Below are 23844 nucleotides of genomic sequence, written 5' to 3'. Positions count from 1 at the left end.
TAAGGTCTGTCGGGGACTCAGTGTATCCAGATCCGACAACCAGACTCTTACCTGCGCATTTTTCACTAGAAATCCATCCGTGCTATCATTGCGACTATCCAACTCGCCTGAGCCGAACAATGCATACTAAACACCAACTCGAAACATCGTATGAGCCAGCTAAGCAACCAAACCAATCGCTTGGTCGTGATCGAGGACCAGACCATGCTGCGCGATCTCGTAGCATCCATGGCCTTGAGCGTTCCGGGCATAATGGTCGTTGGGGAGGCTTCCGATGGCAGATCCGGACTTAAACTCTGCGAAGAGGAAACACCGGATATCGTCATCTTCGAACTCTTCCTTCCCGGACTGAACGGAATCGAAATCCTCCGACAATTCGGTCCAAAGCATCCTGACACCCAATTCGTCGCCATCTCCTCGAACTTCACCCCCGATTCCATCCGAGAGCTTCTCGAGCTAGGCTGCCATGCCATCGTCTCGAAAAACTCGCCTGCTGCCAAACTCAAGGAGGGGTTGAGGGAAGTCAAAAGCGGGAGCGGCTACCTTTGCCCTCTGTGCGCCAGCCTGCTGCGCGAATCGCATCTAGGAGGCAGTTCCATCGCCAAGAAGAAAAGCCGACTCTCCAACCGCGAGCGCGAAGTGCTGCAAGCGGTGGCCGAAGGCTTCAGCACCAAGCAGATCGCCGAAATGCTGCAAGTGAGCGTGAAAACCATTGAAGCCCATCGGGCCAACTTGATGAAGAAACTGGACGCCCGGAGCGCCGTGGAGCTGACGCGCTGCGCCTTCGAGCTGGGAATCATCGAGATCCCCGGGCAAGCCACGCCGGCCGGTTTCACCATCTCGCCCTAGGAGCCACCGAATCGCCCCTCCCGAACGGATGGTCCAACCCGTCCCGAACGGACACGAAGGAGCCGTGCGAAACGCCATCGGCGCCGCCGCTTACGGCTCCGCGGTGGTTCGTCGTCGCGCAATGAAAGCTTGAACGCGCGTGAAGATGCGGGATCCTGCTACGATCCCTGCACCGCTCTCTCGCTCCATGTCACGCAAGCCATTCAAAGCGTTTCTTCTCACACTCATCGCTCTCGCGACGCTTCCTCTCGCGAGCGCCGGCGACGTGGAGAAGGATCAGGCGAAGCTCCTCAGGCGCTCCGCCCGCATCGTCAAGTCCCTCGAAATGCTGCAAATCGAGGAGGATTCCAAGATCCCTGCCAACATCATGAGCAAGGCTCGCGGCATCATCATCCTGCGCCAGTACGAGGCAGGGGTGATCTTCGGAGCCAAAGGCGGGTTCGGCATCGCCATGATCAAAGATCAGGACGACCAGTGGAGCGCGCCGGCCTGGATCAAGACCGGGGAGATCAGCGGCGGACTTCAGCTTGGCGTGCAGACCCTCAACGTGGTGCTGCTCATCATGAACACCGAGAGCCTGCGCATGCTGGAGAAAGCGAAGTTCCAGATCGGGGTGGACGCCACCGTGACGCGCGGCCCCACCGGTTCGACCTTCGAGGCTCGCATCGGAGAGGGGATCGATCTGCTCGCCTACACCGACACCGAAGGCCTTTACGCCGGCGCCACCTTCGAAGGCGGTTTTCTGCTGCCCGATCGCAAGTCCAATCAGCTCACCTACGGCGAGCGGCTTTCCGTACCGGATATCGTGAAAAACCCGCAGATCGAGAGCCCCGAGCACCTGAGCAAACTCTCGGTTCTGCTCAAGCGCATCGAGAACGGCCGGCCGACCGACCTGGATTAGACCGCTTTTGGCGCTGCGCTCCTCTCCAATTCGGGCTTGTCCCAAAATCGCGCCCTTAGCGCTTTTAGCGCAAAAACGAGATTGACGTACAAATGTAGGAGATAGCTTAATAGAGCTCCGGTCGGACACGGCCGGGCGGCTTTTCCGAGGTCTGCGAATCCGTCTGAGAACGGGGTGGCGAGAGCCCCTTCGCTCCACAGGGATACGCTTGACTCGCTCGGGCAAGCGCTATTTCAACCAACATCCAAATCGGATCTTAGCACCCCCCTTCCCCAAAGAACGACCCCACAGACGCGAACCGGCGGGAGGCGCGCTACGAGCGATTTGCAATCATAGCATATACCTCGATGGAAAATTCATTCATGCAAACCCTTAACGAAGCCATTTCGATCATCTTCTCCGGTGGCTGGATCATGATCCCCCTCTTCCTCCTGGGGCTGGTGGCATTTTACGTGGGAGCCCGCCTCCTCCTATTCTTCATGAGAGGCAACCACAAGAAGACCTCCATCGAAACCTGCGAGGCCTGGGTCAAGGACTCCAGCAAGGCGAAGGGCACCGTGGGAGAGATCATCCGCTACTCGCAGGACGGCGTAGGTTCGCTCAGCGACATTCAGAGCCGCTTCGAAGAGATCCGCACCGCCGAAATCCCTCGCTTGCAGCACAACATCACGTTTCTCCAGATCATGATCAACACCGCTCCGCTACTGGGTCTGCTCGGTACGGTGCTCGGTATGTTGACCACCTTCTACGGCATCGCTCTCGGCGGCTCCGAAAGCACCACCAGCATCGTGGCAGGCGGTATTCAGGTCGCCCTCATCACCACCCAGATGGGCCTTTGCCTAGCCATCCCGGGCTACATTTTCGTCTACTTCCTCAAGCAGAAGGTCATCGACTACGAAAGCTTCCTCGTTCGTTTGGAGAGCATTTCGCTCCAGCACTTCCGCAGCCAGGTGAACTAATCCACCGACTAGAAATCTCACCGAAACGACACCGATAGCTGAAATGAGCACAAATTACGTACCATCCGATCAGAAGGGCAACGCCGCCGTCAATGGCATCATGGCAGTGATCATGACCCTGATCGTGTTCGCTTTCCTCCCTTTCATGCACTACCTTGGCAAGTACGCCAGCGATAGCGTGACCGTGACCACGGAAGACTCCTCCATCGCTCCGCCTCCTCCCCCGCCGGAAGAGCAACCGCCCCCGCCGGAAGACGAGAAGGACGTGGAAGAGCCGGAGATGGAAGAACCGCCCCCTCCAATGACCCTTTCCCAGTTGGAAATGGCCCTCAATCCAGGCAGCGGCGACGCGGTGGGCGATTTCGGCTTCGGCGATTTCGACACTGGCATCGACGCCCTCGAAGGCATGACCATCTTCAGCTTGGCGGACGTCGACAAGAAGCCAAGCGCCCTGGTCATGAACAAGCCTCAGTATCCCTACTCGTTGCAGCAGTCCAAGACCAAAGGACAGGTGACGGTGGAATTCGTTCTCGACCAGCAAGGAAAGCCCCACCGCATCCGAGCCATTCGCTCCACGCACCGCGAGTTCGAGCAGCCGGCGATCGACTGCGTGGCCCGCTCCACTTGGAACCCGGCCTCCAAGGAGGGAAAACCGGTGGCGTGCAAGGTGCGCATTCCGATCGTGTTCACCCCGTAGGGCGAAAAACGAACAGGCCCACGCCTAGCTATTTGAAAACCAAAGGCGACCGCATCCGCGGTCGCCTTTTTCATGCCAAAATCAGACGAAGCAGCTTGCAAAACGAGCGACTATTCCTACAATTGTAGGAATAAAGAACGAAGCGTTCTTTTGGTGTGTTATGAACGCAACCTACCCAGCAAGCCGAGGACACAGAAACGAACTCGCAGCGGTCTCTCTAGGAGGGGCCTGTGTCCTAGCTACCTTCGCCCTCCTCCCGCTGCTGCATGTCATTCCGGACATGCTAGATGGACCAGAGACTCTGGTGCCGGTCACCGTCTCTGAAGTCGCCCCGCCTAAGCCGCCCGAACCTCCCGCCCCGCCTATCCCGCAAAAAGCGGATAAGGAGATCCCTGAGATTGAACGGCCCTTGCCGCCGATCGACATCAGGCATCTCGAAGGCTTGATCAATCAGGTGGGCAATGGCAACGCCACGATCGACACCGGCTGGGGACCTACCACCTCCGAGGACATCTCCAAAACCATGGAGACCTTCCTGCCCGACGAGCTGGATCAATCCCCAAGCGTGCTGGTCGCGGTGAAACCGCTCTACCCGTACTCGATGAAACACGAGCCGGGCAAAGTCGTGGTGGAATTCGTCATCGCGGCGGATGGACGCGTGAGAAACGCCCGAGTGGTCACATCAACCAGCTGGCATTTCAACCAGCCGGCCTTGGATGCGGTCGAACACTCCAAATGGAAGCCCGGACGCAAGGACGGGCAGGACGTCAACACGCTCGTCAAGCTGCCCATCCTGTTCAAGCCCTGAGGCCTGGCAACGATAGCACTGATCATCGCTCGGCGGACCATCTTTCTGGATGGTCCGCTTTTTCGTCCTCTCGGCCGGGACGACGCCACGCGTTTTTTTTGAATTAGACTGGATTCAAAGCCCGCCTCTCCTCGTTTTCCGCTCGTACGGGAGAACGTGAAAACCGTTGCGATGCTTCGCGAACGGGAACACGCTTCTCCTCCCCATAGTACGAGCACCTCAGACTTCCAACACCCTCTCCATATGAGTCAATTCAGCCTTTCCGTAAACGGCCAGCAGCGCAGCGTGGACGCCGACCCCGACACCCCCCTCCTTTGGATCCTTCGCGATCACCTCGGATTGCTCGGCACCAAATACGGTTGCGGAAAAGGCATTTGCGGTGCCTGCACCATCCATTTCAACGGCGCCGCCATGCGTTCCTGCCAGCTGCCGGTAGCGGCCGCCTCGACTGGGCAGATCACCACCATTGAAGGCCTGGCGAAAGACGGGAAGCTCACGGCGGTGCAGGAAGCATGGATCGAAGAAGACGTTCCCCAATGCGGCTACTGCCAATCGGGCCAAATCATGAGCGCCACCGCGCTCCTGACGCGCAACCCCAAACCGAGCGACGAGGAAATCGATTCCGCCATGTCGGGAAACCTCTGCCGCTGCGCCACCTACACTCGGATCCGCAAAGCCATCCACACCGCGGCCACGAGCTGAATCGCTCGTCGGTCCTTATCCGCTTCGAAACGAGAACCCCTTTCCCCCAGCCATACGTCATGAGTCAATCGACCCTTCCCCGCCCTACCTTCGATCGCCGAGACTTCATCAAAGCCAGCGCCCTTGCAGGTGGCGGATTGCTGCTCAGCGCTCTCATCCCCAGCAGAGCCTTCTCCAAGACCGACCTCCCAAGCAGCTTCGAGCCAAACTTCTTCATCCGCATCGATAGCAAAGGTGCGATCACCATCATCTCCAAAAACCCGGAAATCGGACAGGGCATCAAAACCTCCCTGCCCATGATCGTCGCCGAGGAGCTGGAGGCGCCCTGGGAAAGCGTCACCGTCGAAGCAGCCCCGTACGTGCCCGGCCTCTTCGGCTGGCAGGGAGCAGGAGGCAGCGGAGCCACTCCGGGCCACTACCACTACTTTCGCCAAGTGGGAGCCGTGGGCCGCGCCATGCTCGAAAACGCCGCGGCCCAGACCTGGGGAGTGTCCAGCGACGAGTGCCAGGCCGACCAAGGCGTGGTGAAGCATCTCAAGTCGAAGAAGACGCTCGCCTACAAGGATCTGGTGGCAACCGCCGCGACCATGGAGGCTCCCGCCCTAGAAGAGGTATCGCTGAAAGATCCCAAAACCTTCAAACTCCTCGGCAAACGCATCACCGGAGTAGACAACCGGAAACTGGTCACCGGCGAGCCACTGTTCGGCATCGATCAGCAGGCCGAAGGCATGCGCCACGCCTGCTACCTGAAATGCCCGGCTTTCGGCGGCTCCCCGCGCAGCGCCAATCTGGAAACCATCAAGCGCATGAAGGGAGTCGTGGACGCGTACCTGGTCACCGATCAAGCGGGCATCGCGCCCGGGATCGCCATCGTGGCCTCCGATAGCTGGTCTGCCCAAAAAGCGATGGAAAGCCTGCAAGTTCTCTGGAACGAAGGCTCCGTCTCAGAGCAGAACTCCCTGCTCTACGACCAAAACGCCCAGGAGCGCTTCGCCAGCGAAGGCCCGGTCATTCGCGAGGACGGCGACGTGGAAGCCGTTTTTTCCCAAGCTCCCACCGTGGTGGAAGCGCAATACAAATACCCCTACCTGAGCCACGCCACCCTGGAACCGCAAAACACCACCGCGCTGTACCAAGATGGCAAGCTCACCATCTGGAGTCCCACCCAGAACCCTGGTTCAGCGGTCGATCAGGTGGCTTCCTCACTCGAAATCCCCAAGGAGAACATTCACCTGGAAATCACCCGCATTGGCGGCGGTTTCGGGCGTCGACTCATGAGCGACTTCGTCGCCGAAGCGGCCTACATCGCCAAACGAAACGAGGGCGTACCCATCAAGCTCACCTGGACGCGCGAGCAGGACATGCAGCAGGACTACTATCGGGCCGCGGGCTGGCACTCTCTCAAGGGCGCGGTGGACTCCGACGGCAAGCTCGCCGCATGGAAAAACCATTTCGTGACCCTTGGCCACAACTCCACGGAGCAATCCGGACATGGAGCGGGCATCTCCAGCGACGAGCTCCCTGCTCGCTTCGTCGAGCACTACCTACAGCAGCAAAGCATCCTCTCCAGCAACGTGCCCATGGGCTGGTGGCGGGCTCCTGGAAGCTGCGCCCTGGCGTTCGTCATCCAAAGCTTCATGGACGAGCTTGCGGTCGCCGCGAAGGTCGATCCGCTCGCGTTTCGACTCAATCTGCTGGGACCGGACCGCAAGGTGCCCGCGGACAATCCCCGCTCGCCCGACTACGACACCGCTCGCATGAAAGGCGTGCTTCGCCAAGCGGCCGAAAAGGCCGGCTGGGGCAAATCGCTCGCGAAAGGCCGCGGTCAAGGCATCGCCTTTCACTTCAGCCACCAAGGATACGTTGCGGTCGTGGCCGACGTTTCCGTGAGCCAAAACGGTTCCCTGAAGGTTGAGAAGCTCACCGCAGCGGTCGACGTGGGCCCCATCGTCAATCTGTCGGGCGCGGAAAACCAGGTGCACGGATCGATGCTGGACGCCTTGAACTCAGCTTGGAGACAAGAGATCACAGTGGAGAACGGTCGCGTGCGGCAGGGCAACTTCGACACCTACCCGATGCTGCGCATTTCCGACGCTCCCAAGCTGGACGCGGTGTTCATCCAATCGGACAATCCGCCAACTGGCCTCGGCGAACCGGCATTCCCGCCCACCACGCCAGCGATCACCAACGCCATCTACGCCGCCTGCGGCAAGCGCGTGCGCAGCCTTCCCCTGATCAAGAACGATCTGAGCTGGAGCTGAGGCGCGAGCGCCCGCCACACCTACCCTGCTGGCCGCTTACGACTCGAAGAAGATCGAGCTTCTCTCCAGGCCTGCTTCGCTAGCGCCATCTCTGGCGATGCTGCTTTCGCTCACTTTTCCGCCACCACTTCGACGCGATTCCGCTCCGGGAGCGGCGCTTCATCTCCGAGGTAGAAGCTGGGGTGCGGCGGTTGGTTGTAGGCCACGTTTTGCCAAGCGAGAGCCACTCGATACTGGGCGTCGTGCAACAGCGTCGGCATGCGGTGACGAGTTGGAACGGCGCTGGTGTAGATGCGCAGCTCGCTATTGTCGCGAGAACGCCAGATCACTTCCTCGCGCCAATCTCCCCAGATATCTCCACTCAGAGTTGGCGTAGCCTTGGTACCGTTGTTCGATTCGCTTCCATGGGCTGTGAGCAAGCGATCCAACTGCTCGGTCTGGGGATTGAACTTCAATATGAAATTCCGATCGAGCAGCTCGCGCTGCAAATCTCCATCCCACCACACCGCGAAATTCGTCGGGATGCCGGCCGGCTTGTCGTAGATCCAATCGCCTACCGCGCTGAACACCTTCGACATGCCCGCTCCAGCGGCCCAGCTTTCGGAGCCGGGAAAACGCGGGTCCATGTTGACGGCGATACCGCGGCCCGGCCCCTCGCCGCGATCGCCCCCGTACTCCGCCGGCTTCACCGAAGGCACCGTAAAAATGGCTTCGCCCGTCGCGGCGTCTCTCATGTTCATTCCTTGCTGGTCGAAGCGCTCTTGAATATTGAACACCTCCAGACCGGGATTGCTAGGCACGTGGTCGGTCACATGCAGGGCATCTCCATGTCCCCACCCGGTCGAATAAAGCCCAGCGCCATCGTGGTCCAAAACCATCGAGCCATAGATGATCTCCTGCTTTCCGTCCGCATCGACATCAGCGATGGAGAGACTGTGGTCCCCCTGCCCGCGATAAGGACGATTCTCGGCAGTAGCGTCGCTATCGAAGAGCCAGCGCTTGGTGAGCTCGCCGTTTTTCCAATCCCACGCCACGACTACGGTACGCGTGTAGTAGCCGCGACACATGATCAAACTCGGGGTTTCGCCATCGAGGTAAGCCACGCCAGCAAGAAACCGATCCATTCGATTCCCGTATCCATCTCCCCATACCGCCTCCATTTGCTCAGGACTGGGATCATCCACCGTGGGATGTCGCGAAGGCTCGTAAGGCGCCGTGCTCAGGGCGCGGCCCGTTTCTCCCTCGAAAATCGTCAGGAATTCCGGACCGCGGATAATGTAGCCCGCGTCATTTCGCCAATCCGCATCGGCATCGCCGATCACCGTCCCCAACGCATCTCGCGAGCCGTCCGCGGTCTTGCAGGCCACCTCCGCCTTTCCGTCTCCATCAAAGTCATACACCATGAACTGAGTGTAGTGAGCGCCCGCCCGGATGTTGATACCGAGATCGATCTGCCATAGCAACTGCCCCTCCAGCGAATAGGCTTGCAGGAAAACGGGATCGGTGACGCCGCGTCGCGAATTGTCATGGGCGCGTCCTTCTTGCTTGAGCACGATCTCGTAGTCTCCATCGCCGTCCAGATCGCCAATCGAGGCGTCGTTCGGCGTGTAGCCAGCCGGCGTCTGAATGGGAACGCGGTGGTAGGGAAGCGGCAGGCTGCCTGGCTTGATGGCAAACCGCTTGCTGGCCTCGCCCTCCTTTCCCCCGAGCACTGGCCGTACGAAGTAGCTCGTTTCTCGAAACAGCTCCGCGCCGTGATCGACAAACCAAGTCGGTCCGGCCAGCGGTTCCTCGTTTAGGCGAGTCACGCCCGTTTCCAGCTCCGGGAGCGAAGCGTAGTCGCCCCAATCCGTCGAGACCTTAGCGGCCGCGGTTTCACGGTAGAGGTTGAAAGCGGTTGCCGCGTCCTCGTCGCCTAGCAATCGCCAAGTCACGAATACGCTCCCATCAGCCTGTTGCACAGCGACCAATCCCCTGTCGAGCCGCTCCATCCTAGGGGCGGCGACTAGGGTAACCATCGAGCTGAGACAGAGAACGAGAGAGAACGAAATCAGTTTTCGGGACATGGGATATCGGGGTTGGAGGAAGGGATTGCTCCCCTGACGACGTCTGTTCCTAACCAAACGATTTCACCCCAACGCCCCGAAAGACTTCTGACAGTCAACTCGCCACGCGAGAATGGACTGCAGTCTGCGAGGCGTCGCTCAATCGTCCGCGCTTATCACGAAGTCCGCGATGTAGTGCAGCAGCAGATCTCGCTCGTCGTCCGATTGGAGGTTGCCGAAGAATGGAAACATGGTGCCGTCGAGCTTGCCCAGCGAACGCACCTCGGCGAAGACGTACGGGCACCCGCGGATCTCGGCGATCTTGAGATCCAGACTCGCCGGCTGTCCATGATAGTTGCGGATAATCGTCACCGCAGCGAAGCCGTAGTGATCGTCGTCCTTGCAGGACGAGTAGTTGAACGTCACTCCCGCTCCCTTCAAAGCGGCTTTGAGCCAACGGGCCGATTCGGACACGATCTCGAGGGTGCGAGACGGCGAGCTTTGCTTGGTCGCAATGACCAGAGAGAGGTCATCGATAGGTGCGGGATCTCCACTTTTCATAGTTCGAAAAAACGCTAATTGTTTGAGGTGCAAAGACTTTATTCGAGCGCGTGGCAAACACAAGGCGAGAGTGCCAAAGAAAACGACAAAAGCTTCCCGACCGTACCGTTACGTATTGCGTCTTCGAATACGCGGGACGCATCGGACGGCAGGACCGCTTCCACGCTGCAGGATCGAAGCGCGAAGTTCCATCTTCAGTTGCGCCCCTGGAGATCGCAGCAGCCGAGCAGGATCGACCGCCTCCTGACAGAGCAAAAGCGAGAGGAAGTCACCGAATGGGTGCTCGCTCAGGTGTGCGGTATCCTGACATCAACGACCTGAGAGTCGTAAATTCGCCGATCGTGATCACCGAAACGGAGATCGATGGATTCGGCGACTACGCGCATCTTGAGCCCTACAAACGCGTTTTCCCGATCAGATTGCTCATCGAAAGCAGCGTGGAGCTCGCACGATGGATAAGGCTGTCAGCTACCGACTCGACTCGCCCCAGGAAACTGGTCTCGAACTTGCCAGCACGGAAGGCGAGCCCTTCCAGCGCATCCACTTTATCAATACATTACAAGCGCTGCGGCCCGATTCCTTCGACCTCTGCGCTTCGCCGCCATCGACCGACGATGGTGCTCGCTTCATCCTGCGATTTGGAGCAGATTGGCTGGAGCGACCCCGAAAAAGAAGAATTCAACCAAGAATTAGGGTCCCCTGGCCCCTTGAGCCTTCCTGCAGACCTAAAACACTTTCCGATGCGAATCCAGATTTCCCACCACACGCGCTACGAATACGATCGAACCGTTCAGTTCAACCCCCATCTGCTCTACATGAGACCAAGGGAAAACCCGCTTCTCACGGTCGATAGCTTCAGCTTCACCTTCTCGCCAGAAGCGACGATCCAGTGGATGCGAGACGACTTCGACAACCTGCCGGCCAGCGCCCAGTTCTTTCTTCAGTCAGACCTTTTGGAAATTCGCTCCGACTGCACCGTCACTACCACCGATCTGCCGCCCTTCGACTTTCTAGTGCGCGACTACGCAAGGGCATTCCCTTTCGAGTACGAGCCGCTGCACCGTTTCAACCTAGGCATCTACCTCGAGCCACCAGACGAGGAGACGCAGTCCGTGGTGAAACGCTGGATTCAAGAGAACTTTCCCTCGCAGCCAAGCGATACCGTCTCCTGGATCTTCGCCTTGAACCAGGCGCTGTATCAGAACCTTTCCTACAAGCGTCGGGACGAAGCTGGCATCCAGACCAGCATCCAAACGCTCCAGCAAGGCGGCGGATCCTGCCGAGACTACGCTGTGGCTCTTATCGACTGCGCCCGCACCCTTGGCATCGCGGCCCGCTTTGTCAGTGGCTACCTGCACGATCCGCTCGTTGACGGAAACGCCTCCGGCGACATGCATGCCTGGGCTGAAATCTTCCTTCCCGGAGCAGGCTGGCGCGGGATCGACCCCACCAACGGCATCTTCTGCCAAAACGCATACGTGCCCGTGGCCCACGCCGTGGTCGCCGAAAGCGTCAACCCCATTCAAGGATCCTTCCAGAGCCGCACCCCCGCTTTCGCGAAATTGCGCAACGACGTACGAGTGCGAAGCCGCTAAGCCCCTCTGCTCACCAACCAAGCCCTCGACCAGCAGCAGAGCTCCCTCAACGGGAAATGACGCTACCCAATCGATTGCGACAGACGGAAACCCGATTCTCTCGGCCTTGGATTGCTCCGTCCAGTACCGCAGGGTTTTCGACCACGATTCTACCGTCGCTGCGACTCGTCAGTTCCTCAACTTCGACGCCATGCACATTCGCTCGCTCGACGACACCCGCCTGCTCCGCCCCACCCTCCTACAGCATCATGTCCATCTCGGAAACCGGCGAAAGGAAGCCGCCTTCGACCAAACGCGACGCTTCTACGAACCGAAGAAACGAGAAACCGAATAGAGGAACCGTGGCCCTCGCCATATCAGAGGATTCGACTTGTTCGCCAGTCGTCAGGAAACGTCGAGCATCCCCCAGGATTGAGAGATCAATGATTTCACTATCGTGTCCTGCGCTGTGCGGCCACGCGCCGCACGAGCGTATCAATCTTCAGCCCCTTCCCTTGGCATAGGACGCGACATCAGATAGAGCTGGAACGGGATGCTGAAGGCCATGCTTCCTAAAAGCGACATCACTACAAAGAAAACCCAGCCCGGCTTTCTCCAACCAAATCGCGCGATAAGATAGGCGAAAAATAACATCAGCAGAAACGCCTCGCCCATAAAGACCAAAGCGATTCCATTCCCCATCGACTCCGCGTAAACATCCGGCCGAAAGAGAGCGAAATACAAAAAGGGAACGTTGATCCCCAGAAACCCCAAGATCGCCAACGCCAAAAGGGCCGGACGGATCGTTTTCAATTTTTCCAGTGTCATTGTTATTTGTATACAGTTGATGGTCTATCGAGAGGACCAAGCAGGCAGGGCCGAAACGCAGGCTTCCGCCAGCTCCCGAGCTCGTGTCGGATTCAACCCACGACGCTTTTCGAAATCCTCCGCGAAATAGGAGACGACCCGCTCATAGGTGACCGCCAGGTTTCCCTCCCGGTCGGAACAGTGGACGCAATAGCGATTTCCCCGATGGGCGCCGCCAAAATCCTCGACCAACCGCATGGCCATTCCGCAAGAGCCACAGCTCTGACACCGTTCGCTCATCTCCAGCCCTACGTCCCTTCCACATCGATCAGAGCGAGGTATTCGTCGATGATTCGAGGACCCAATTCCTCCAAAACCCCGCCTTGCTCGACATACCAATCACGATTCATCAGGTAGTAGTGCAACAGGGCGAACCAGCTGTTGACGACCCCCGCCTCTTTCAGACGCTCGAAACGCCCTTTTCCGACTTCCCGCTCGACCGCCGGAAGCAGGAAATAAGAAAACCCGTTCTGCAGCATCAACAACGACCCCTGAACGCCCTTCGGCAGCTTGGACGATATCTGCAAAAGCTCCGTGTAAAACCGCTCGTAAGGCTTCAACGCCTCCACAAACGCGAGCAGGATCGAACGAAGCCGCTGACGCCGCCCCACACACGCTTCGATCCGCTCGCTCAACTCGGCGCCAAAAGCCTCCACCACACTCATCACCACTTCCTGCCGGGTCTTGAAATGAACGAAAATCGCCCCGTGAGACAAACCCGCTGCAGTCGCGATGCGCGCCGTGTTCGTGGTCTCTATACCGTTATCCACGAAAGCCCGCAACGCATGCTCTACGATTCGTTCACGCGTCCTCCTTTTCTGAATCTCCCGCTTTCCCTCCATCTCCAATGAGTATACACTCACTGAGTGTACGTTCATCGTTTGCCTGTCAAGCCTGCAAGGGCGATCGGGCCAATCCATCTCGTCCAGCTAAAACCGAACCACCCGTCCTATGACTCATCGAAATCGCCGCCAATTCCTCGCCACCACCATCGCTTTGAGCGCCGCAACAGCCTTCCCCCTCGCCGCTCAAAACGCGGATACGTCACCTCCTAAGCGTCCGCCAGCGTTGCCTCTCGAGCTCATCAAGCCTTTCGTCGTGGCGGCGCACAAGAGCCTGCAGGAGACCCGAGCGCTGCTTTCCGAGCACCCGGAGCTCATAAACGCCACCTGGGATTGGGGCGGAGGCGACTACGAAACCGCCCTTGGCGGAGCAGCCCACATGGGACACCGCGATATCGCCCTCTATCTTCTGGAAAAGGGAGCCCGAATCGACCTCTTCGCTGCGGCTATGCTAGGCATGACCGACTTCGTTGGCGCAGCCTTGCGATCGAATCCCGAGTTTCTGAAAACTCCGGGCCCGCACGGCATTCCCCTCATCGCGCATGCCGAGAAAGGTGGCGAGCCCGCCGCAGACACGCTCGCCTATCTCAAACGTTTGACCAGCGACTAACGAGCCCGCTTTTCGTATCCCTATTCTGGTTACGCTATCGATGAAAGCGCTCAATCGTCGCCGATGCCGCGCCAGATGTCCCAACGTTTTCGATACCACTTGATTTGTCGCTTCGGCTTCGACGCGTAAGCGCGTCGCCCGAGGGTGACCGCTTCGTGCTCCAGCTCATGGCGAAGCCGTTCGGAATAGGAGAGAAATCCATCCAGATCCACCTTGTCGCTGAATTGATCGCGATTTTCCTCTAGGTAGCGATCTAGAACGTGCAGATCATGGGCGTCGCCTAGCAGCTCGCCGAGCTCGTCCATTTCATCTTCGAAGGCACCCATCGGATGGCGCCATATACCGCGCAAGGCTCGCAGGTGGAATCGGTGGTACTTGACCCGCTTTCGCCATTCGTGAAACCGCTTCGGACTCGGCCGGGCAATCGCCGCTTTCATCGCCTTTCGTCCTCGCTTGTAGGTTTTGCGAAAACCCAGCTCGATCCCATCGAACTCCTTCGAATCCAGCTTCCAGGAGCCGGCGACCTCCCTACCTCGCTCCAAATCGCGTCGAAAACGCTCGACTCTCTCTTCGAGATCGAGCTCCGAGCTCGCCAATGCGTTGCGTCGATTTGTAAGGTGAAAACGGATACCGGCGTACTGAGCTCGATCTTCGATACCATCCTCGAAATAGGCCATGGTCCGGTCGTAAGCTTCGGTCATGGCTTCCGCATCGCGCACGGTGGCGAGGCGACGCGCGTTGTCTCGAAAGCGACGATTCTCTCGTTGGTACACCTTCTCCAGCTCCGGGCGGACAAGTCGATAAAGGGCTCGAATCTTCTTGCAGCGCTTTCGAGCCTGATGAATGGCCTGGTGCGGATCCTCTCCTTTCGCCGCCGAAAGTTCCGCCTCCGCCTTGCCGATCTGCTCGCGCAGGATTCGTTTGAGCCCCTGGCCCGGGCTTTCCTTTCGTTTTATGCGAAACGCCATGCTCGACGACCTGAAAATGGTCCGACCTTCGGCAGTCCGTACCTCGCCACACGCTCGTCAGGCTTCCGGACCGCTGGCCAATTGCATGACCATGGCCCGAACCGTTGATTCCACTTCCTCCACCGCTTCCACAGCAAACGGGGAGTTGATCAACTCGATGAGCGAAGTTGGCGCTACGCTTGAGATGAACACCTCATCGCGTCCAGGCTGGGTGTAAACCGACATGCGGCAGGGAAGCAAAGCCGAAGCGTCACGATTGTCCTCCATAACCGCGGCGGCGATGGCTGGATTGCAAAACTCGAAAATTCGACACTGCCCATCGAACTCAACACCTTTGGAATGAAACGTTTCGGCTAGGTCGAATGCGGACAATAGCGAAAATCCATGCTGAGCGCATACCGCCTCGACCTTTGCGCAGACCTCTTCGAAGCTCTGGTAGCTCCTGCTTTTGATCAAACTCTGTTCCACTAGTTGATTGCTCATGCTCTCACCTTCGCAAAATTCGGGCCAAAGGGCTCGACGCCTCGACGAGGCTTCGTCCTTCCCTTGTCAGAGGGCGATTTGCAGCGGTTTGCCCTATTCGCCAACGCGACTTGCAACCAGCGTTTCCCAGACGGCTCGGCGCTCTTCGCTCACACGCGTTGCAGACGAAAGCTGTGAGCGGCAAACCCCGCTCCGAAGGAGCTCAGCCACAAGTCGCCATCGTGACGACTGCAGTCTCCACTTTTCAAATACATCTCCAAGGCAAACATGACCGATGGGCTGCTCATGTTGCCAAACTCCCGCAAGGCCGCCTTGCTCGGAGCTAGCGCGTACTGCGGGAGCCGTTGCTCGATCGCGATGAGCACATCACGGCCGCCTGTGTGAGTGACGAGCTGGGCGATGGCTCGATCCGGCCAGCGCCGCTGCGATTTCTCCAGCAAAGCCCCCACCGACTCCGCCGCCTTTTGCGGCACGCTGGGTAGCAGACGATTAGCGAGCTTTCCGCCTTTGTTTTCGAAACGAAGGGCCTGCCGATCCTCGGGCAAATGCAGCGTGTCGAAATCGAACGCTCGCCAACCAGCGGATCCTTCCTTCCGGCCGCTCCAGATCGAGGCTGACGCTCCATCGCCAAATAGACAGGCGCTGACGAGGACCCCCGGATCGTCATCGACATAGAAAGCTGCCGAACAGATTTCGACCGCGACCACCGCGGCGTTCAGGCTGGGATCCCCCGCGATCAAGCCGGCCGCGTTTCGCAAGCTTGGCACCACCGCCCCGCAACCCTGCCCCACGATGTCCACCAAATACGCATCGCTGCGCAAGCCCGCCTGCTCCGCGACGTGGCTGGCTACTCCTGGACACAGGTAGCCGGTGCAGGTGCAGACGATCAAGACATCGAGCGATTCCGGCGAGAGATCCGCCTTTTCCAAAGCATCGTTCAAGGCCTCGGTGGCTAGTTTAGGAGCTTCCCGCTCGAAGGCCCGATTCAGGGCTTCCGCATCCATCTCCTGCAATGCGTCCAGCTCCGGCAGGGCGAAATGCCGCTTTTTCACTCCGTTCTCTCCATTGAGCACCTTGTCGACGATCCAAACCGATCTCGGCTTCAGCCGCTTGCGTGTATGGGAATCTCGATACATTTCCCAAAGCTCCGACTGACTGAAGCTGTGAGGAGGGACGCGGTTGGCAAGGGATCTGAGATACATGGCGAAGGGGGTTGAGGAGGTGGGCGCGCTTCAGGCATGCAGCAGCTGGAAAAGCGGGCGAAACGGGAGAAGGTTTAACTGCGAGACGCAGCGAAAGAGCGATTGGCCCCCCGCCCGAAACAGAAACGGATGCAGAGCCCAAGCCGCTCCCAAGCGAGCTCGAAACTGGCTGCGCAAACGCGACGAAACGTGGCGACAGGTCGACTTCCAAGACTGCATTCCTCGAGCATAGCTGACAAGGGGCTCTCGCGCAAGGAGGGCGCCTTGAAATGCCATCGCCATGCCATCTCCTGTGAACGGCGGCGGCATGGCGAACGCATCTCCAACCCTCAGCTCCCGAACGGACAAATAGGGCGAACGCCCAAACTCCAGCCCCGCGACGGAACAGAGGCTGTCGTGGTCGAACGCCACTCCGCTCAAGCGATCCGCAAAGGCTTCCAATCCGGATGCGGCCAGATAATCGATCAAAATCGAGGACCGGCTGGACCGTTCCAGCAAACGTTTGCGAAAGAGTCCGCACACGTTCACCTTGCCGTCTTCCACTTCCGAAGCCCCCACGTACGCCTGGCGGCCGAGCCTCATCTCCAAATCGCTGGACAGAGCCAGATCGTAAACGTGAGCCTTCAAGCCGATCCACTCCGACTTTCGTCTCGACCTTCCGCAAGCTCTCACGACTCCCTCCTTCGCTTCCGCACTCGAGTCGCGAGTCTTCGTTAGTAGTTCACCGCCGAGCTGACGAAACCGATCCGCCAATCGTTGATCCAGCCTGTATCGAGAAATCCCCCACGCTGGCTGAGGCAGCCTATCCGTGCGAAACGCTTCCTCCCGTTGCCGCCAGAGCGTTTCGCGAAGAGGCAGCGCGTCCTCGAAAACTTCCGTTATGCCCAAACTATCAATGGTTTCGCGCGATAGTCCGGAGACGAACTCTCCGCACACCTTGTGGCGAGGATAATCCCCAGCTTCGACCACAGTGGTCGGCACGCCTTCTCGACGCAGTCCGATGCCCAAAGCGAGGCCGGCGAGGCCGCCGCCAACGATCCTGATTTCTCGTATCTGACTTATCATGACAGATGGATCTTCCATGCCGCCATGCGATACTGGCCGCGCCAGCCTACCGAACAATCCCACCGCCAGGTATCGCAGCGCAGACCGAGCGACCGAGGCAGCTCTTCGCCGAGAAATCCCGCTCTCACGCTGGTGATGCCATCGGACCGAGTGATCTGCCCCATTCTTCCCAGTCGGGAAACCATGCGCAGCTGCCAGAGGTGGCGGCGGCGGCGAGCGGGTTCGCAAGCGAAAATGAAGTCGACCGATTCGCTCATCCGAGCGCCCAACATCGCGAGCTCGTCGTCGCTAAACTGATGAAAGATGAGGCAGCCAAAAACCGCGTCGTAAGCGGCGTAGCCGACGAAACGGAGCAGATCCCGCTGGAACCACCTCTGGCCTGGTTCCATGTCGGTCGGGGCGGGACAGAGGTCCAGCCCGTCGAGGGCGCACGGCATGCGGCCAGATCGGAAGCGTCGCATCAATCGCCCCGCCCCCGCTCCGAGCTCAAGTCCACGCGACGGGCGCGGCAAACGTTTTCGTGCCTGCCTCGCCAGCCAGCGGTGGTTTCCCATCAAGGCGTTGATGGTGCCCAGCTCGCGACGAATCCGCAGCGCTTCCGCGTCGTCAAAAGGAAGCGAGTCCAGCAACTCAGGCTCCACGAGGCGCTGCATATCCTCATCCCGAGCGCGACGTTCGGATGCAGGCGCCCCTGCGCGTCCGAACAAGCCCCACTTCGTATTCATCCTTCGATTACAAGATCTAATCTACCGCCAACGATCGACGGCCCCTACCAGCGGTAGAGCGCCGCCACCTTCTTCACTCCTGGAATATCCTTGCTGGGAATAGCGATCGCCTTGCCGCCATTGAGCCACGTCTTGACGAAGATCCAATCCAAGGCTTCCACCGCGTCCGAATCCTTCTCCGGATCGGCCGATTGGAACCCTTTCTTTTCGTCGAATCGGCACCAGGCGTTCTCATCCGATGCCACCGCGCAGCTGGCCACCCGGCCTTGCTCCGCCGCTTCGTAGATTTCCTTCACGTTATCGCTAAACGATTCCATGCGACCCGCCTCCGCCTGCTTGAGCTCCTTCTTGATCTCGAGCATTTCCTGACGCTGCTTCTCGGCGCAGAGATCCGAGCAAATCCGGGCAATGTCCGACGCCTTGGGGTGCGATTGCATGCCCATCTCCGTATCGATTTCCCCAAAGGGGTGATCGTAGACTTTCACGAATTCGCCTACAATGTTCTCGTCTCCAACCACGAGCAACGGAAGCTCCTGCGACTCCTTGAGGTCGCGAAGAGCGTGGCTCAGCTCCCGCAGGAAAATCGGTTCGTTCAGCTCACGAGGAGACTGCGTCGGGGAGAAGCCTTGGTTCACGGTCTGCGGCGTACCGGTGTCTCGGGACCGCCGGATGTGAGCGTGCTGGCTGGCATCGAGCGCTCCCTCCTCAGAAAACGCGTACACGCTTTCCGGCAGGTCGATCTCGCCAAAGACCTCCGCCGACTCGCCATCGAAGATATAGAGCTCTGGCTGCTTGAAACTCAAGCTGAGCGCCAGCATCTCGCGTCGAGCGGCAAGCGCGCCCGCTGCCGGTCGGTAGTAAAAGCGGTCTTCCACGCGGGTAAACTCGATCGGAGGGCGACGCAAGTTGATCAGATTCTCACCCTGTTCCGAAACATGGATACAGACGCCTTCGTAGTCGCCGCTCCAGCGTTCCCCGTCGGTAGCGAGCGAACGGCAGAGCTCCACCACCGTTTGCAAGGATTCCGGATACGCTTCCAGAACGGCTTTATCCTTTTCCAAATCCTTCAGAAGATTCAGGAAACGCTTGCGATGCGTCGAGTAGTTCTTTCCCCCGCCCTCGCAAGCAAGCGTGCACGTGAGGTGAGCTCCTTCCATCCCTTCGTGTTTCTTCAAATAGTCGATTAGCAAGCTGTTTTGCGCTGGTGTCGTGGTGTTCATATGTGTTCGGGCTGTGCTGTGGGGCAGCCGATCAACCCATCCTTTCTGGAGTATCTTGTTTTTACGTTCGTGAGTCCCGAACCCGCCTGAGGCGAGGTAGGTCCCTTTAGTTCTTTTCCCTATCACTTCAGAAAGCATGCCAAACGGCTGAAAACAGCTGCTCGATGGTCGCTGCTCTCACCGGCGACGTCTCTCCGCCCAGCGGGAGCCCCTACCCCGACCGTTTCAATTCCCAAGGCGTGTCCCAGCCCAAGAGCTCGGCCTCCGCTACGGAGTCATTTCATTCTGCATGGTTCGGTAGGCATTTTGCCTGTTCAAGCCTTCCTTGTTGAACCAAGCCGAAAATGAGAGCGGGCAACCATCTTCCGAAGGCTGCCCGCTCAGTTCCCTGTCATTCCCTTGCGATTGGATCACGCGGCCGGTCAAAAAGGCCGCGGCCCAATCCATTCCTCCAAATTTGCATAAGACGCGTATCGCCGACCTAGGAGTCGTATCGAATCACGCCACAAGCGATGCGCTCCCCGGCGGCTCCGGTGGGCTGTGTTTCCAGATCGTCGCGTGCGGCGTGAATGATCACCGCCTTTCCGATGATCGAGGTCGCTCCGTCGAAGCTGAGGTGCGTATCCACCCGCTCGTAGCTCGCCGTTTCATTTTGGGCGACGTCCAGGTTCCCCAAGTCTCCCACATGCCTCTTGGCGGCGTCCGGCCCGGAGTGCGGGGCCCCAGTGGGATTGAAATGTCCGCCAGCCGAAGTTGCGTCCGCGGCCGAACAATCACCGTTTTCGTGAATATGAAAACCGTGCGGCCCTGGCGAAATGCCCTGCACGTCAGCGATGACGCGAATGCCGTCGCTTTCTTCCACGAAAGTCACGGTACCGCTCACATCGCTTCCCGATGCCGGGCTCAACTCAGCGATTGCGATACGGCCTTGCTCGGTTGACGACGAATCGCCTGCATCCGCGTTGTCATTCGTCGAGGGCGAGCAGGCCACCATGCCGAGGCATAAAGCACCTAGCAATCCGGCGAGACCGATTCGTGGCGTCGCCGCGTATCCAATTTTCTCCATACAGTTCTTAAAAGTCATTTTCTCTTTTCTATGTTTGTTTAGGGTTAGTCTTTTCTGGGAAAATCACCGCGCTCGCCCGCTTTTCCAGTCTTGACGGGAGCGTGAGGCGACTCGCTTTGTTCGGCGGGCATCACATCTACCGGACGTTCGTAGGAGCTTCCGGAGACCCCCTTGGAGCCGCTCGCCTTTTTCATGGGAGCGTTCGTTTTCCCGGCGGACGGGCCTTCTCGTCTCGACGAGTCGCGCCGTTCCTTGTCGCGAATGCTTTCGCCTGTCTTGCTTGTGCTCATGACATTTCCTTTCGTTTCTCCCTTTCCCTCTGCATCCATAGCGCCAAGACAGCTCGCGAATCGGTCTTTGCTAGGGCAAGCACGCGCCTTCCCAAACGAACCCTCGCCTCTTTTCGCTAGAAGTTGCCTGGGCGCCCAAGCGCCAGCATCGACTTGTTGCGCATTGCAGCCCCACCTCTCGCGCACGCTGCAGGAAGCAGCGATCACGCCCCGGTTCAGATCGCTTCCGCGACGCCAAAAGCGAACGCTTGGAAAATATCAGTGAAATCGGCCCTGGGGCGAAACGAATGACACGTTTCCCGAGTCCATGCATATTGACTCAGAATCGCTATGCCTACCGATCCAACCAACGCCAAATCCCCGCCGCACGCCCTGCGATCCTACTACCGAACGTTTATCGTGCTCGGTGCCGTCCTGCTGCTGCAGGGCTGCGTCTACCTGCGATTGCTTGACGTGAAGTCCCAGCTCTCAGACTTCGACCGATCGATCAAAGTGGAGGAAACCGCTTCCGGGCTCCAGCTAAGCTTCAGAAAACCCACCCTGCGCGAGGACGATCTACGGACCATCGGCATCCTGCCGAGCGAGCGTTCTACAGAAGGACCGCGGACCGAATGGGTCGTGCAAATGCGCAAGCGCTACAAGAGCAAACAGAGCGAAAGCGGAAACTACGACCTCCGCTTCAAGCTTCTGTTTGAAGACGAACTGCTCTCGACAGTTACCCTGCCATCACGCTACCTGGAAGGCTTCCCGCCCGGTTTCATCATCTCCTCGCTCAAAGCCCTGGGCGATTCGAAAGTTCTCAAACTCAAACGAGCCGTCTCGGCCACCTATGACGATGCGGGCAGCGAGATCGCGCTCATCACCCCCGAAAGGGTGCGAGCGGCCCTCGGCGTTCCCTTCACCAGCGAGGATGTCGATGGACAAAACGTTCTTCGCTTTCGCTACAGCAAGGACGTGGACGATGAGGAGGAGGCGAAAAAACGCTACACCATCGCCCTCGCCTTCGATCGATCCAGCGGGCTGTTGACCAGCGTAAGCTCCCGCTCGGTGAAACTTGAATACGCCCCATCCGAAAGCGCCGCGCTCGTCGCTCCAACTCCACGCTAAGACCTGTCGCCGGTCTTTCACGCTTCGAAACGCCAGCGACAAATCCCGGTATCCAATCGTTGGATCCATCTTCATCGCCGGCGCAAGCGTACGCTCTCGGACGCGTTTCTCCGCTCTCTTGGTTTAGCCAGGAGCGAAGTCAGCGGGACAGAAAGCGAGGGGAGCTCCAAAGGCTGATTTCGCCACCAAAAAAGCGATTACGCGGCTCGAACGATCGCCTTTGCGTCTATGCCGAAGGCTTCGCTCAAGCGACTCTGGGAACCCGACCTTGGAACGTCGTCGACGTAAAGATGCGTCGTCGAGCAGGTTAGGTTTCGCAGCTCGTGGCAAACCGCTTCGCCGAGGCCGCCTTCCTTGTAGTGGTCCTCAACGATCAGGATCTTCCCAATCTCCTCAGCGGTTTTGCGCAAGGTATCGCCATCGATCGGTTTCAGACTGTAGCAATCGATCACTCGAGCGTTGACGCCTTTCTTGGCCAGTTGCTCGGCCGCGTCCAAGGCGTAGTGAACCGTTACGCCAGAGGCCACGATCGCCACTTCGTCCTCTTCCGAGGAAAGCAGCGTATGGCTTCCGCCAATACGATATTCCCAGTTCCCTTTCGATCTCAGATTCTCCACGCTCGGTCTGGCGACGCGAAGGTAGCTGATGCCGCGATGCTCCATCATGAGGTTCATGCATCCGTATACGCTGCGCGCGTCCGAAGGCTGCAGCACCAGGCTTCCCGGGAGGCAGCGAAACATGGCGATGTCCTCCAAGCCCATCTGCGAAGGGCCGTCCTCTCCAGTCGCGACGCCGACATGGGTGCCTGCGAACTTCAGATTCGAGCGAGATACCGCCGCCATTCGGATCTGGTCATGGGCACGGCTCAGGAACGCGGCGAAGGTCGAAAGAAACGGCACCGTGCCGAGAGCGCTGAATCCTGTCGCCATTCCGACCATGTTCTGCTCAGCGATATAGCTCTCCACAAAACGCTCCGGAAAGCGCTTCTGGAAGTTCTGCGAATAGGTCGAGTTCATCACATCCCCGTCGAAAGCCCAGACGTCATCGCGCAATTCTCCGAGGCTTTCCAAGGCGCTTCCAAACGCCTTGCGCAGAGACACTGACTCCTCTCCCTCGTACTTGTCACTTGGATACTCGAGGCTCGATTCCGCGTTTGGCTCTCTTCGCGTGACCGCTCGATCGGAAGGCTTGAATCGGACCTTTCCTTCCGTCTCCTCATCCGGGATCGCGTTCAAAGCCTCTTCGAAATTTGGAGCCGCTTTGCCATGAGCTCCCTCGCTGCCCTCCAGCGATTCGACTCCTTTTCCCTTGACCGTTTTCGCGATGATCGCGGTGGGCCGCTCCTGCTCGTAATCAAACTGCTGATACGCATCCAACAGGGCTTCCACGTCGTGTCCGTCCACAATGATCGCGTTCCAGCCGAAGGCCTCGAAACGGGAACGGTACACCTCGAGATCGTGATGGTACAGCGTTTCGCCGGTTTGCCCGTATCCGTTTACATCGACGATCGTCGCCAAGTTGCTCAAGCCCATCGCGGAGGCCAGAGACGCAGCCTCCCAGATCGAGCCTTCAGCGACCTCTCCGTCGCCGCAGAGGACGTAAGTTCGGTTGCTTCGTCCTTCGCGCTTGTCTAGAAGAGCCATGCCGACGCCAGCCGAGAGCCCCTGTCCGAGCGAACCGGTCGCGACGTCTACCCACTCGCTTCGCGGCGTGGGGTGCCCTTCCTGTTGGCTGTCGAACTCGCGCAGCTCCAAGAGCTCCTCATCCGTGGAGACGCCGGCTTCCTTCAGCACAGCCCAGTAGATCGGCGCCGCGTGTCCCTTGGACAAAATGAAATGATCGTTGGCGAGGCTTTTCGCATTGTCCGCATTCACCTCCATCTCGTCGAAAAAGAGGGTCGACATGATCTCGGCGCAGGAAAAACAGGATGTCGGATGCCCCGAACCCGCCTCGTTGGTGGAGCGTAGCGAATCGCGCCGCAGCCGGTTGGCTAGTATTTCCAGATCCCTTACATTTGATTCCTTAACTATCGTGCTCATCGA

25 protein-coding genes are annotated in these 23844 nt (G+C 58.9%); 11 read left to right on the top strand and 14 right to left on the bottom strand.

Annotation, left to right across the window (positions count from 1 at the left end):
- Window positions 1–150 precede the first annotated feature (150 nt).
- The 7 genes from QEH54_RS15210 (at window position 151) to QEH54_RS15180 (ending at window position 7177) form a co-directional block, all read left to right on the top strand.
- Window positions 151–849, top strand: coding sequence for a response regulator transcription factor (locus tag QEH54_RS15210; protein WP_309019558.1), 699 nt, complete (start codon window positions 151–153; stop codon window positions 847–849).
- A 187-nt stretch (window positions 850–1036) separates the two neighbouring features.
- Window positions 1037–1750 (top strand): lipid-binding SYLF domain-containing protein, encoded by a 714-nt coding sequence (locus QEH54_RS15205; RefSeq protein ID WP_309019557.1) that lies wholly within the window; start codon window positions 1037–1039, stop codon window positions 1748–1750.
- Between the two features lie 362 nt (window positions 1751–2112).
- Complete coding sequence (locus QEH54_RS15200) at window positions 2113–2709, top strand: MotA/TolQ/ExbB proton channel family protein (RefSeq protein ID WP_309019556.1); 597 nt, start codon at window positions 2113–2115, stop codon at window positions 2707–2709.
- Window positions 2710–2752: 43 nt separating this feature from the next.
- Window positions 2753–3406, top strand: a complete 654-nt coding sequence (locus tag QEH54_RS15195; RefSeq protein ID WP_309019555.1) for an energy transducer TonB — start codon at window positions 2753–2755, stop codon at window positions 3404–3406.
- A 160-nt stretch (window positions 3407–3566) separates the two neighbouring features.
- Window positions 3567–4214, top strand: coding sequence for an energy transducer TonB (locus tag QEH54_RS15190; protein ID WP_309019554.1), 648 nt, complete (start codon window positions 3567–3569; stop codon window positions 4212–4214).
- A 243-nt stretch (window positions 4215–4457) separates the two neighbouring features.
- Complete coding sequence (locus tag QEH54_RS15185; protein WP_309019553.1) at window positions 4458–4916, top strand: 2Fe-2S iron-sulfur cluster-binding protein; 459 nt, start codon at window positions 4458–4460, stop codon at window positions 4914–4916.
- A gap of 59 nt (window positions 4917–4975) precedes the next feature.
- Window positions 4976–7177, top strand: a complete 2202-nt coding sequence (locus tag QEH54_RS15180; protein ID WP_309019552.1) for a molybdopterin cofactor-binding domain-containing protein — start codon at window positions 4976–4978, stop codon at window positions 7175–7177.
- Window positions 7178–7287: 110 nt separating this feature from the next.
- On the opposite strand, the gene QEH54_RS15175 is transcribed toward QEH54_RS15180, so the two are convergent.
- Together QEH54_RS15175 and QEH54_RS15170 are read right to left on the bottom strand one after the other, a co-directional pair.
- Window positions 7288–9243: a rhamnogalacturonan lyase gene (locus tag QEH54_RS15175; RefSeq protein WP_309019551.1), complete on the bottom strand. Its 1956-nt coding sequence runs from the start codon at window positions 9241–9243 to the stop codon at window positions 7288–7290.
- A gap of 138 nt (window positions 9244–9381) precedes the next feature.
- Window positions 9382–9783 carry a hypothetical protein gene (locus QEH54_RS15170; protein WP_309019550.1) on the bottom strand — a complete coding sequence of 134 codons (402 nt, stop codon included), beginning with the start codon at window positions 9781–9783 and terminating at the stop codon, window positions 9382–9384.
- Between the two features lie 740 nt (window positions 9784–10523).
- Here QEH54_RS15170 and QEH54_RS15165 point away from each other — a divergent pair.
- On the top strand, window positions 10524–11378 hold the full coding sequence (locus QEH54_RS15165; protein ID WP_309019549.1) for a transglutaminase family protein: 855 nt from the start codon (window positions 10524–10526) through the stop codon (window positions 11376–11378).
- A gap of 106 nt (window positions 11379–11484) precedes the next feature.
- The gene (locus tag QEH54_RS15160) at window positions 11485–11712 is read left to right on the top strand and encodes a hypothetical protein (protein WP_309019548.1); all 228 of its coding nucleotides are present in this window, start codon (window positions 11485–11487) and stop codon (window positions 11710–11712) included.
- 140 nt (window positions 11713–11852) lie between these two features.
- Here the strand turns inward: QEH54_RS15160 and QEH54_RS15155 are convergent, their stop codons facing one another.
- The 3 genes from QEH54_RS15155 to QEH54_RS15145 are packed head-to-tail and all read right to left on the bottom strand — an operon-like array spanning window position 11853 to window position 13102.
- Window positions 11853–12185 (bottom strand): hypothetical protein, encoded by a 333-nt coding sequence (locus tag QEH54_RS15155; RefSeq protein ID WP_309019547.1) that lies wholly within the window; start codon window positions 12183–12185, stop codon window positions 11853–11855.
- Window positions 12186–12209: 24 nt separating this feature from the next.
- Window positions 12210–12464 (bottom strand): zinc ribbon domain-containing protein, encoded by a 255-nt coding sequence (locus tag QEH54_RS15150; RefSeq protein WP_309019546.1) that lies wholly within the window; start codon window positions 12462–12464, stop codon window positions 12210–12212.
- A gap of 8 nt (window positions 12465–12472) precedes the next feature.
- The gene (locus tag QEH54_RS15145; protein WP_309019545.1) at window positions 12473–13102 is read right to left on the bottom strand and encodes a TetR/AcrR family transcriptional regulator; all 630 of its coding nucleotides are present in this window, start codon (window positions 13100–13102) and stop codon (window positions 12473–12475) included.
- Window positions 13103–13175: 73 nt separating this feature from the next.
- On the opposite strand from QEH54_RS15145, the gene QEH54_RS15140 reads away from it, so the two are divergent.
- Complete coding sequence (locus QEH54_RS15140) at window positions 13176–13676, top strand: hypothetical protein (RefSeq protein WP_309019544.1); 501 nt, start codon at window positions 13176–13178, stop codon at window positions 13674–13676.
- Between the two features lie 50 nt (window positions 13677–13726).
- Here QEH54_RS15140 and QEH54_RS15135 read toward each other — a convergent pair whose 3' ends face one another.
- The 8 genes from QEH54_RS15135 to QEH54_RS15100 form a co-directional block, all read right to left on the bottom strand.
- Window positions 13727–14644, bottom strand: a complete 918-nt coding sequence (locus QEH54_RS15135) for a CHAD domain-containing protein (RefSeq protein WP_309019543.1) — start codon at window positions 14642–14644, stop codon at window positions 13727–13729.
- Window positions 14645–14701: 57 nt separating this feature from the next.
- Window positions 14702–15127, bottom strand: coding sequence for a DUF302 domain-containing protein (locus tag QEH54_RS15130; RefSeq protein WP_309019542.1), 426 nt, complete (start codon window positions 15125–15127; stop codon window positions 14702–14704).
- A 149-nt stretch (window positions 15128–15276) separates the two neighbouring features.
- Window positions 15277–16329, bottom strand: coding sequence for a stilbene synthase (locus QEH54_RS15125; protein ID WP_309019541.1), 1053 nt, complete (start codon window positions 16327–16329; stop codon window positions 15277–15279).
- Between the two features lie 30 nt (window positions 16330–16359).
- Entirely contained in the window at window positions 16360–17394 is a 1035-nt protein-coding gene (locus tag QEH54_RS15120; RefSeq protein WP_309019540.1) for an FAD-dependent monooxygenase, read from the bottom strand.
- A complete protein-coding gene (locus tag QEH54_RS15115; RefSeq protein ID WP_309019539.1) occupies window positions 17391–18119 on the bottom strand; it encodes a class I SAM-dependent methyltransferase in 729 nt (242 codons plus the stop codon). Before QEH54_RS15115 ends, QEH54_RS15120 begins: the two co-directional genes overlap by 4 nt.
- A 44-nt stretch (window positions 18120–18163) precedes the next feature.
- Window positions 18164–19339: a hypothetical protein gene (locus tag QEH54_RS15110; protein ID WP_309019538.1), complete on the bottom strand. Its 1176-nt coding sequence runs from the start codon at window positions 19337–19339 to the stop codon at window positions 18164–18166.
- Window positions 19340–19820: 481 nt separating this feature from the next.
- Entirely contained in the window at window positions 19821–20423 is a 603-nt protein-coding gene (locus QEH54_RS15105; protein ID WP_309019537.1) for a superoxide dismutase family protein, read from the bottom strand.
- Window positions 20424–20449: 26 nt separating this feature from the next.
- Window positions 20450–20695 carry a hypothetical protein gene (locus QEH54_RS15100; RefSeq protein WP_309019536.1) on the bottom strand — a complete coding sequence of 82 codons (246 nt, stop codon included), beginning with the start codon at window positions 20693–20695 and terminating at the stop codon, window positions 20450–20452.
- A gap of 330 nt (window positions 20696–21025) precedes the next feature.
- On the opposite strand from QEH54_RS15100, the gene QEH54_RS15095 reads away from it, so the two are divergent.
- Window positions 21026–21802, top strand: coding sequence for a hypothetical protein (locus QEH54_RS15095; RefSeq protein ID WP_309019535.1), 777 nt, complete (start codon window positions 21026–21028; stop codon window positions 21800–21802).
- Window positions 21803–21999: 197 nt separating this feature from the next.
- Here QEH54_RS15095 and QEH54_RS15090 read toward each other — a convergent pair whose 3' ends face one another.
- Window positions 22000–23841, bottom strand: a complete 1842-nt coding sequence (locus QEH54_RS15090) for a transketolase (RefSeq protein ID WP_309019534.1) — start codon at window positions 23839–23841, stop codon at window positions 22000–22002.
- Window positions 23842–23844 lie beyond the last annotated feature (3 nt).

It is taken from the genome of Pelagicoccus sp. SDUM812003, from assembly GCF_031127815.1.
In the GTDB taxonomy this organism is placed as follows: Bacteria; Verrucomicrobiota; Verrucomicrobiia; order Opitutales; family Opitutaceae; genus Pelagicoccus.
The sequence above is the reverse complement of the archived record's forward strand: the minus strand, read 5'-3'. Positions and strand labels throughout refer to the sequence as shown.

Coding starts and splice junctions, on each gene's coding strand:
- QEH54_RS15210 (WP_309019558.1), top strand. CDS start 151: ATGAGCCAGCTAAGCAACCAAACCAATCGCTTGGTCGTGATCGAGGAC.
- QEH54_RS15205 (WP_309019557.1), top strand. CDS start 1,037: ATGTCACGCAAGCCATTCAAAGCGTTTCTTCTCACACTCATCGCTCTC.
- QEH54_RS15200 (WP_309019556.1), top strand. CDS start 2,113: ATGCAAACCCTTAACGAAGCCATTTCGATCATCTTCTCCGGTGGCTGG.
- QEH54_RS15195 (WP_309019555.1), top strand. CDS start 2,753: ATGAGCACAAATTACGTACCATCCGATCAGAAGGGCAACGCCGCCGTC.
- QEH54_RS15190 (WP_309019554.1), top strand. CDS start 3,567: ATGAACGCAACCTACCCAGCAAGCCGAGGACACAGAAACGAACTCGCA.
- QEH54_RS15185 (WP_309019553.1), top strand. CDS start 4,458: ATGAGTCAATTCAGCCTTTCCGTAAACGGCCAGCAGCGCAGCGTGGAC.
- QEH54_RS15180 (WP_309019552.1), top strand. CDS start 4,976: ATGAGTCAATCGACCCTTCCCCGCCCTACCTTCGATCGCCGAGACTTC.
- QEH54_RS15175 (WP_309019551.1), bottom strand. CDS start 9,243: ATGTCCCGAAAACTGATTTCGTTCTCTCTCGTTCTCTGTCTCAGCTCG.
- QEH54_RS15170 (WP_309019550.1), bottom strand. CDS start 9,783: ATGAAAAGTGGAGATCCCGCACCTATCGATGACCTCTCTCTGGTCATT.
- QEH54_RS15165 (WP_309019549.1), top strand. CDS start 10,524: ATGCGAATCCAGATTTCCCACCACACGCGCTACGAATACGATCGAACC.
- QEH54_RS15155 (WP_309019547.1), bottom strand. CDS start 12,185: ATGACACTGGAAAAATTGAAAACGATCCGTCCGGCCCTTTTGGCGTTG.
- QEH54_RS15150 (WP_309019546.1), bottom strand. CDS start 12,464: ATGAGCGAACGGTGTCAGAGCTGTGGCTCTTGCGGAATGGCCATGCGG.
- QEH54_RS15145 (WP_309019545.1), bottom strand. CDS start 13,102: ATGAACGTACACTCAGTGAGTGTATACTCATTGGAGATGGAGGGAAAG.
- QEH54_RS15140 (WP_309019544.1), top strand. CDS start 13,176: ATGACTCATCGAAATCGCCGCCAATTCCTCGCCACCACCATCGCTTTG.
- QEH54_RS15135 (WP_309019543.1), bottom strand. CDS start 14,644: ATGGCGTTTCGCATAAAACGAAAGGAAAGCCCGGGCCAGGGGCTCAAA.
- QEH54_RS15130 (WP_309019542.1), bottom strand. CDS start 15,127: ATGAGCAATCAACTAGTGGAACAGAGTTTGATCAAAAGCAGGAGCTAC.
- QEH54_RS15125 (WP_309019541.1), bottom strand. CDS start 16,329: ATGTATCTCAGATCCCTTGCCAACCGCGTCCCTCCTCACAGCTTCAGT.
- QEH54_RS15120 (WP_309019540.1), bottom strand. CDS start 17,394: ATGATAAGTCAGATACGAGAAATCAGGATCGTTGGCGGCGGCCTCGCC.
- QEH54_RS15115 (WP_309019539.1), bottom strand. CDS start 18,119: ATGAATACGAAGTGGGGCTTGTTCGGACGCGCAGGGGCGCCTGCATCC.
- QEH54_RS15110 (WP_309019538.1), bottom strand. CDS start 19,339: ATGAACACCACGACACCAGCGCAAAACAGCTTGCTAATCGACTATTTG.
- QEH54_RS15105 (WP_309019537.1), bottom strand. CDS start 20,423: ATGACTTTTAAGAACTGTATGGAGAAAATTGGATACGCGGCGACGCCA.
- QEH54_RS15100 (WP_309019536.1), bottom strand. CDS start 20,695: ATGAGCACAAGCAAGACAGGCGAAAGCATTCGCGACAAGGAACGGCGC.
- QEH54_RS15095 (WP_309019535.1), top strand. CDS start 21,026: ATGCCTACCGATCCAACCAACGCCAAATCCCCGCCGCACGCCCTGCGA.
- QEH54_RS15090 (WP_309019534.1), bottom strand. CDS start 23,841: ATGAGCACGATAGTTAAGGAATCAAATGTAAGGGATCTGGAAATACTA.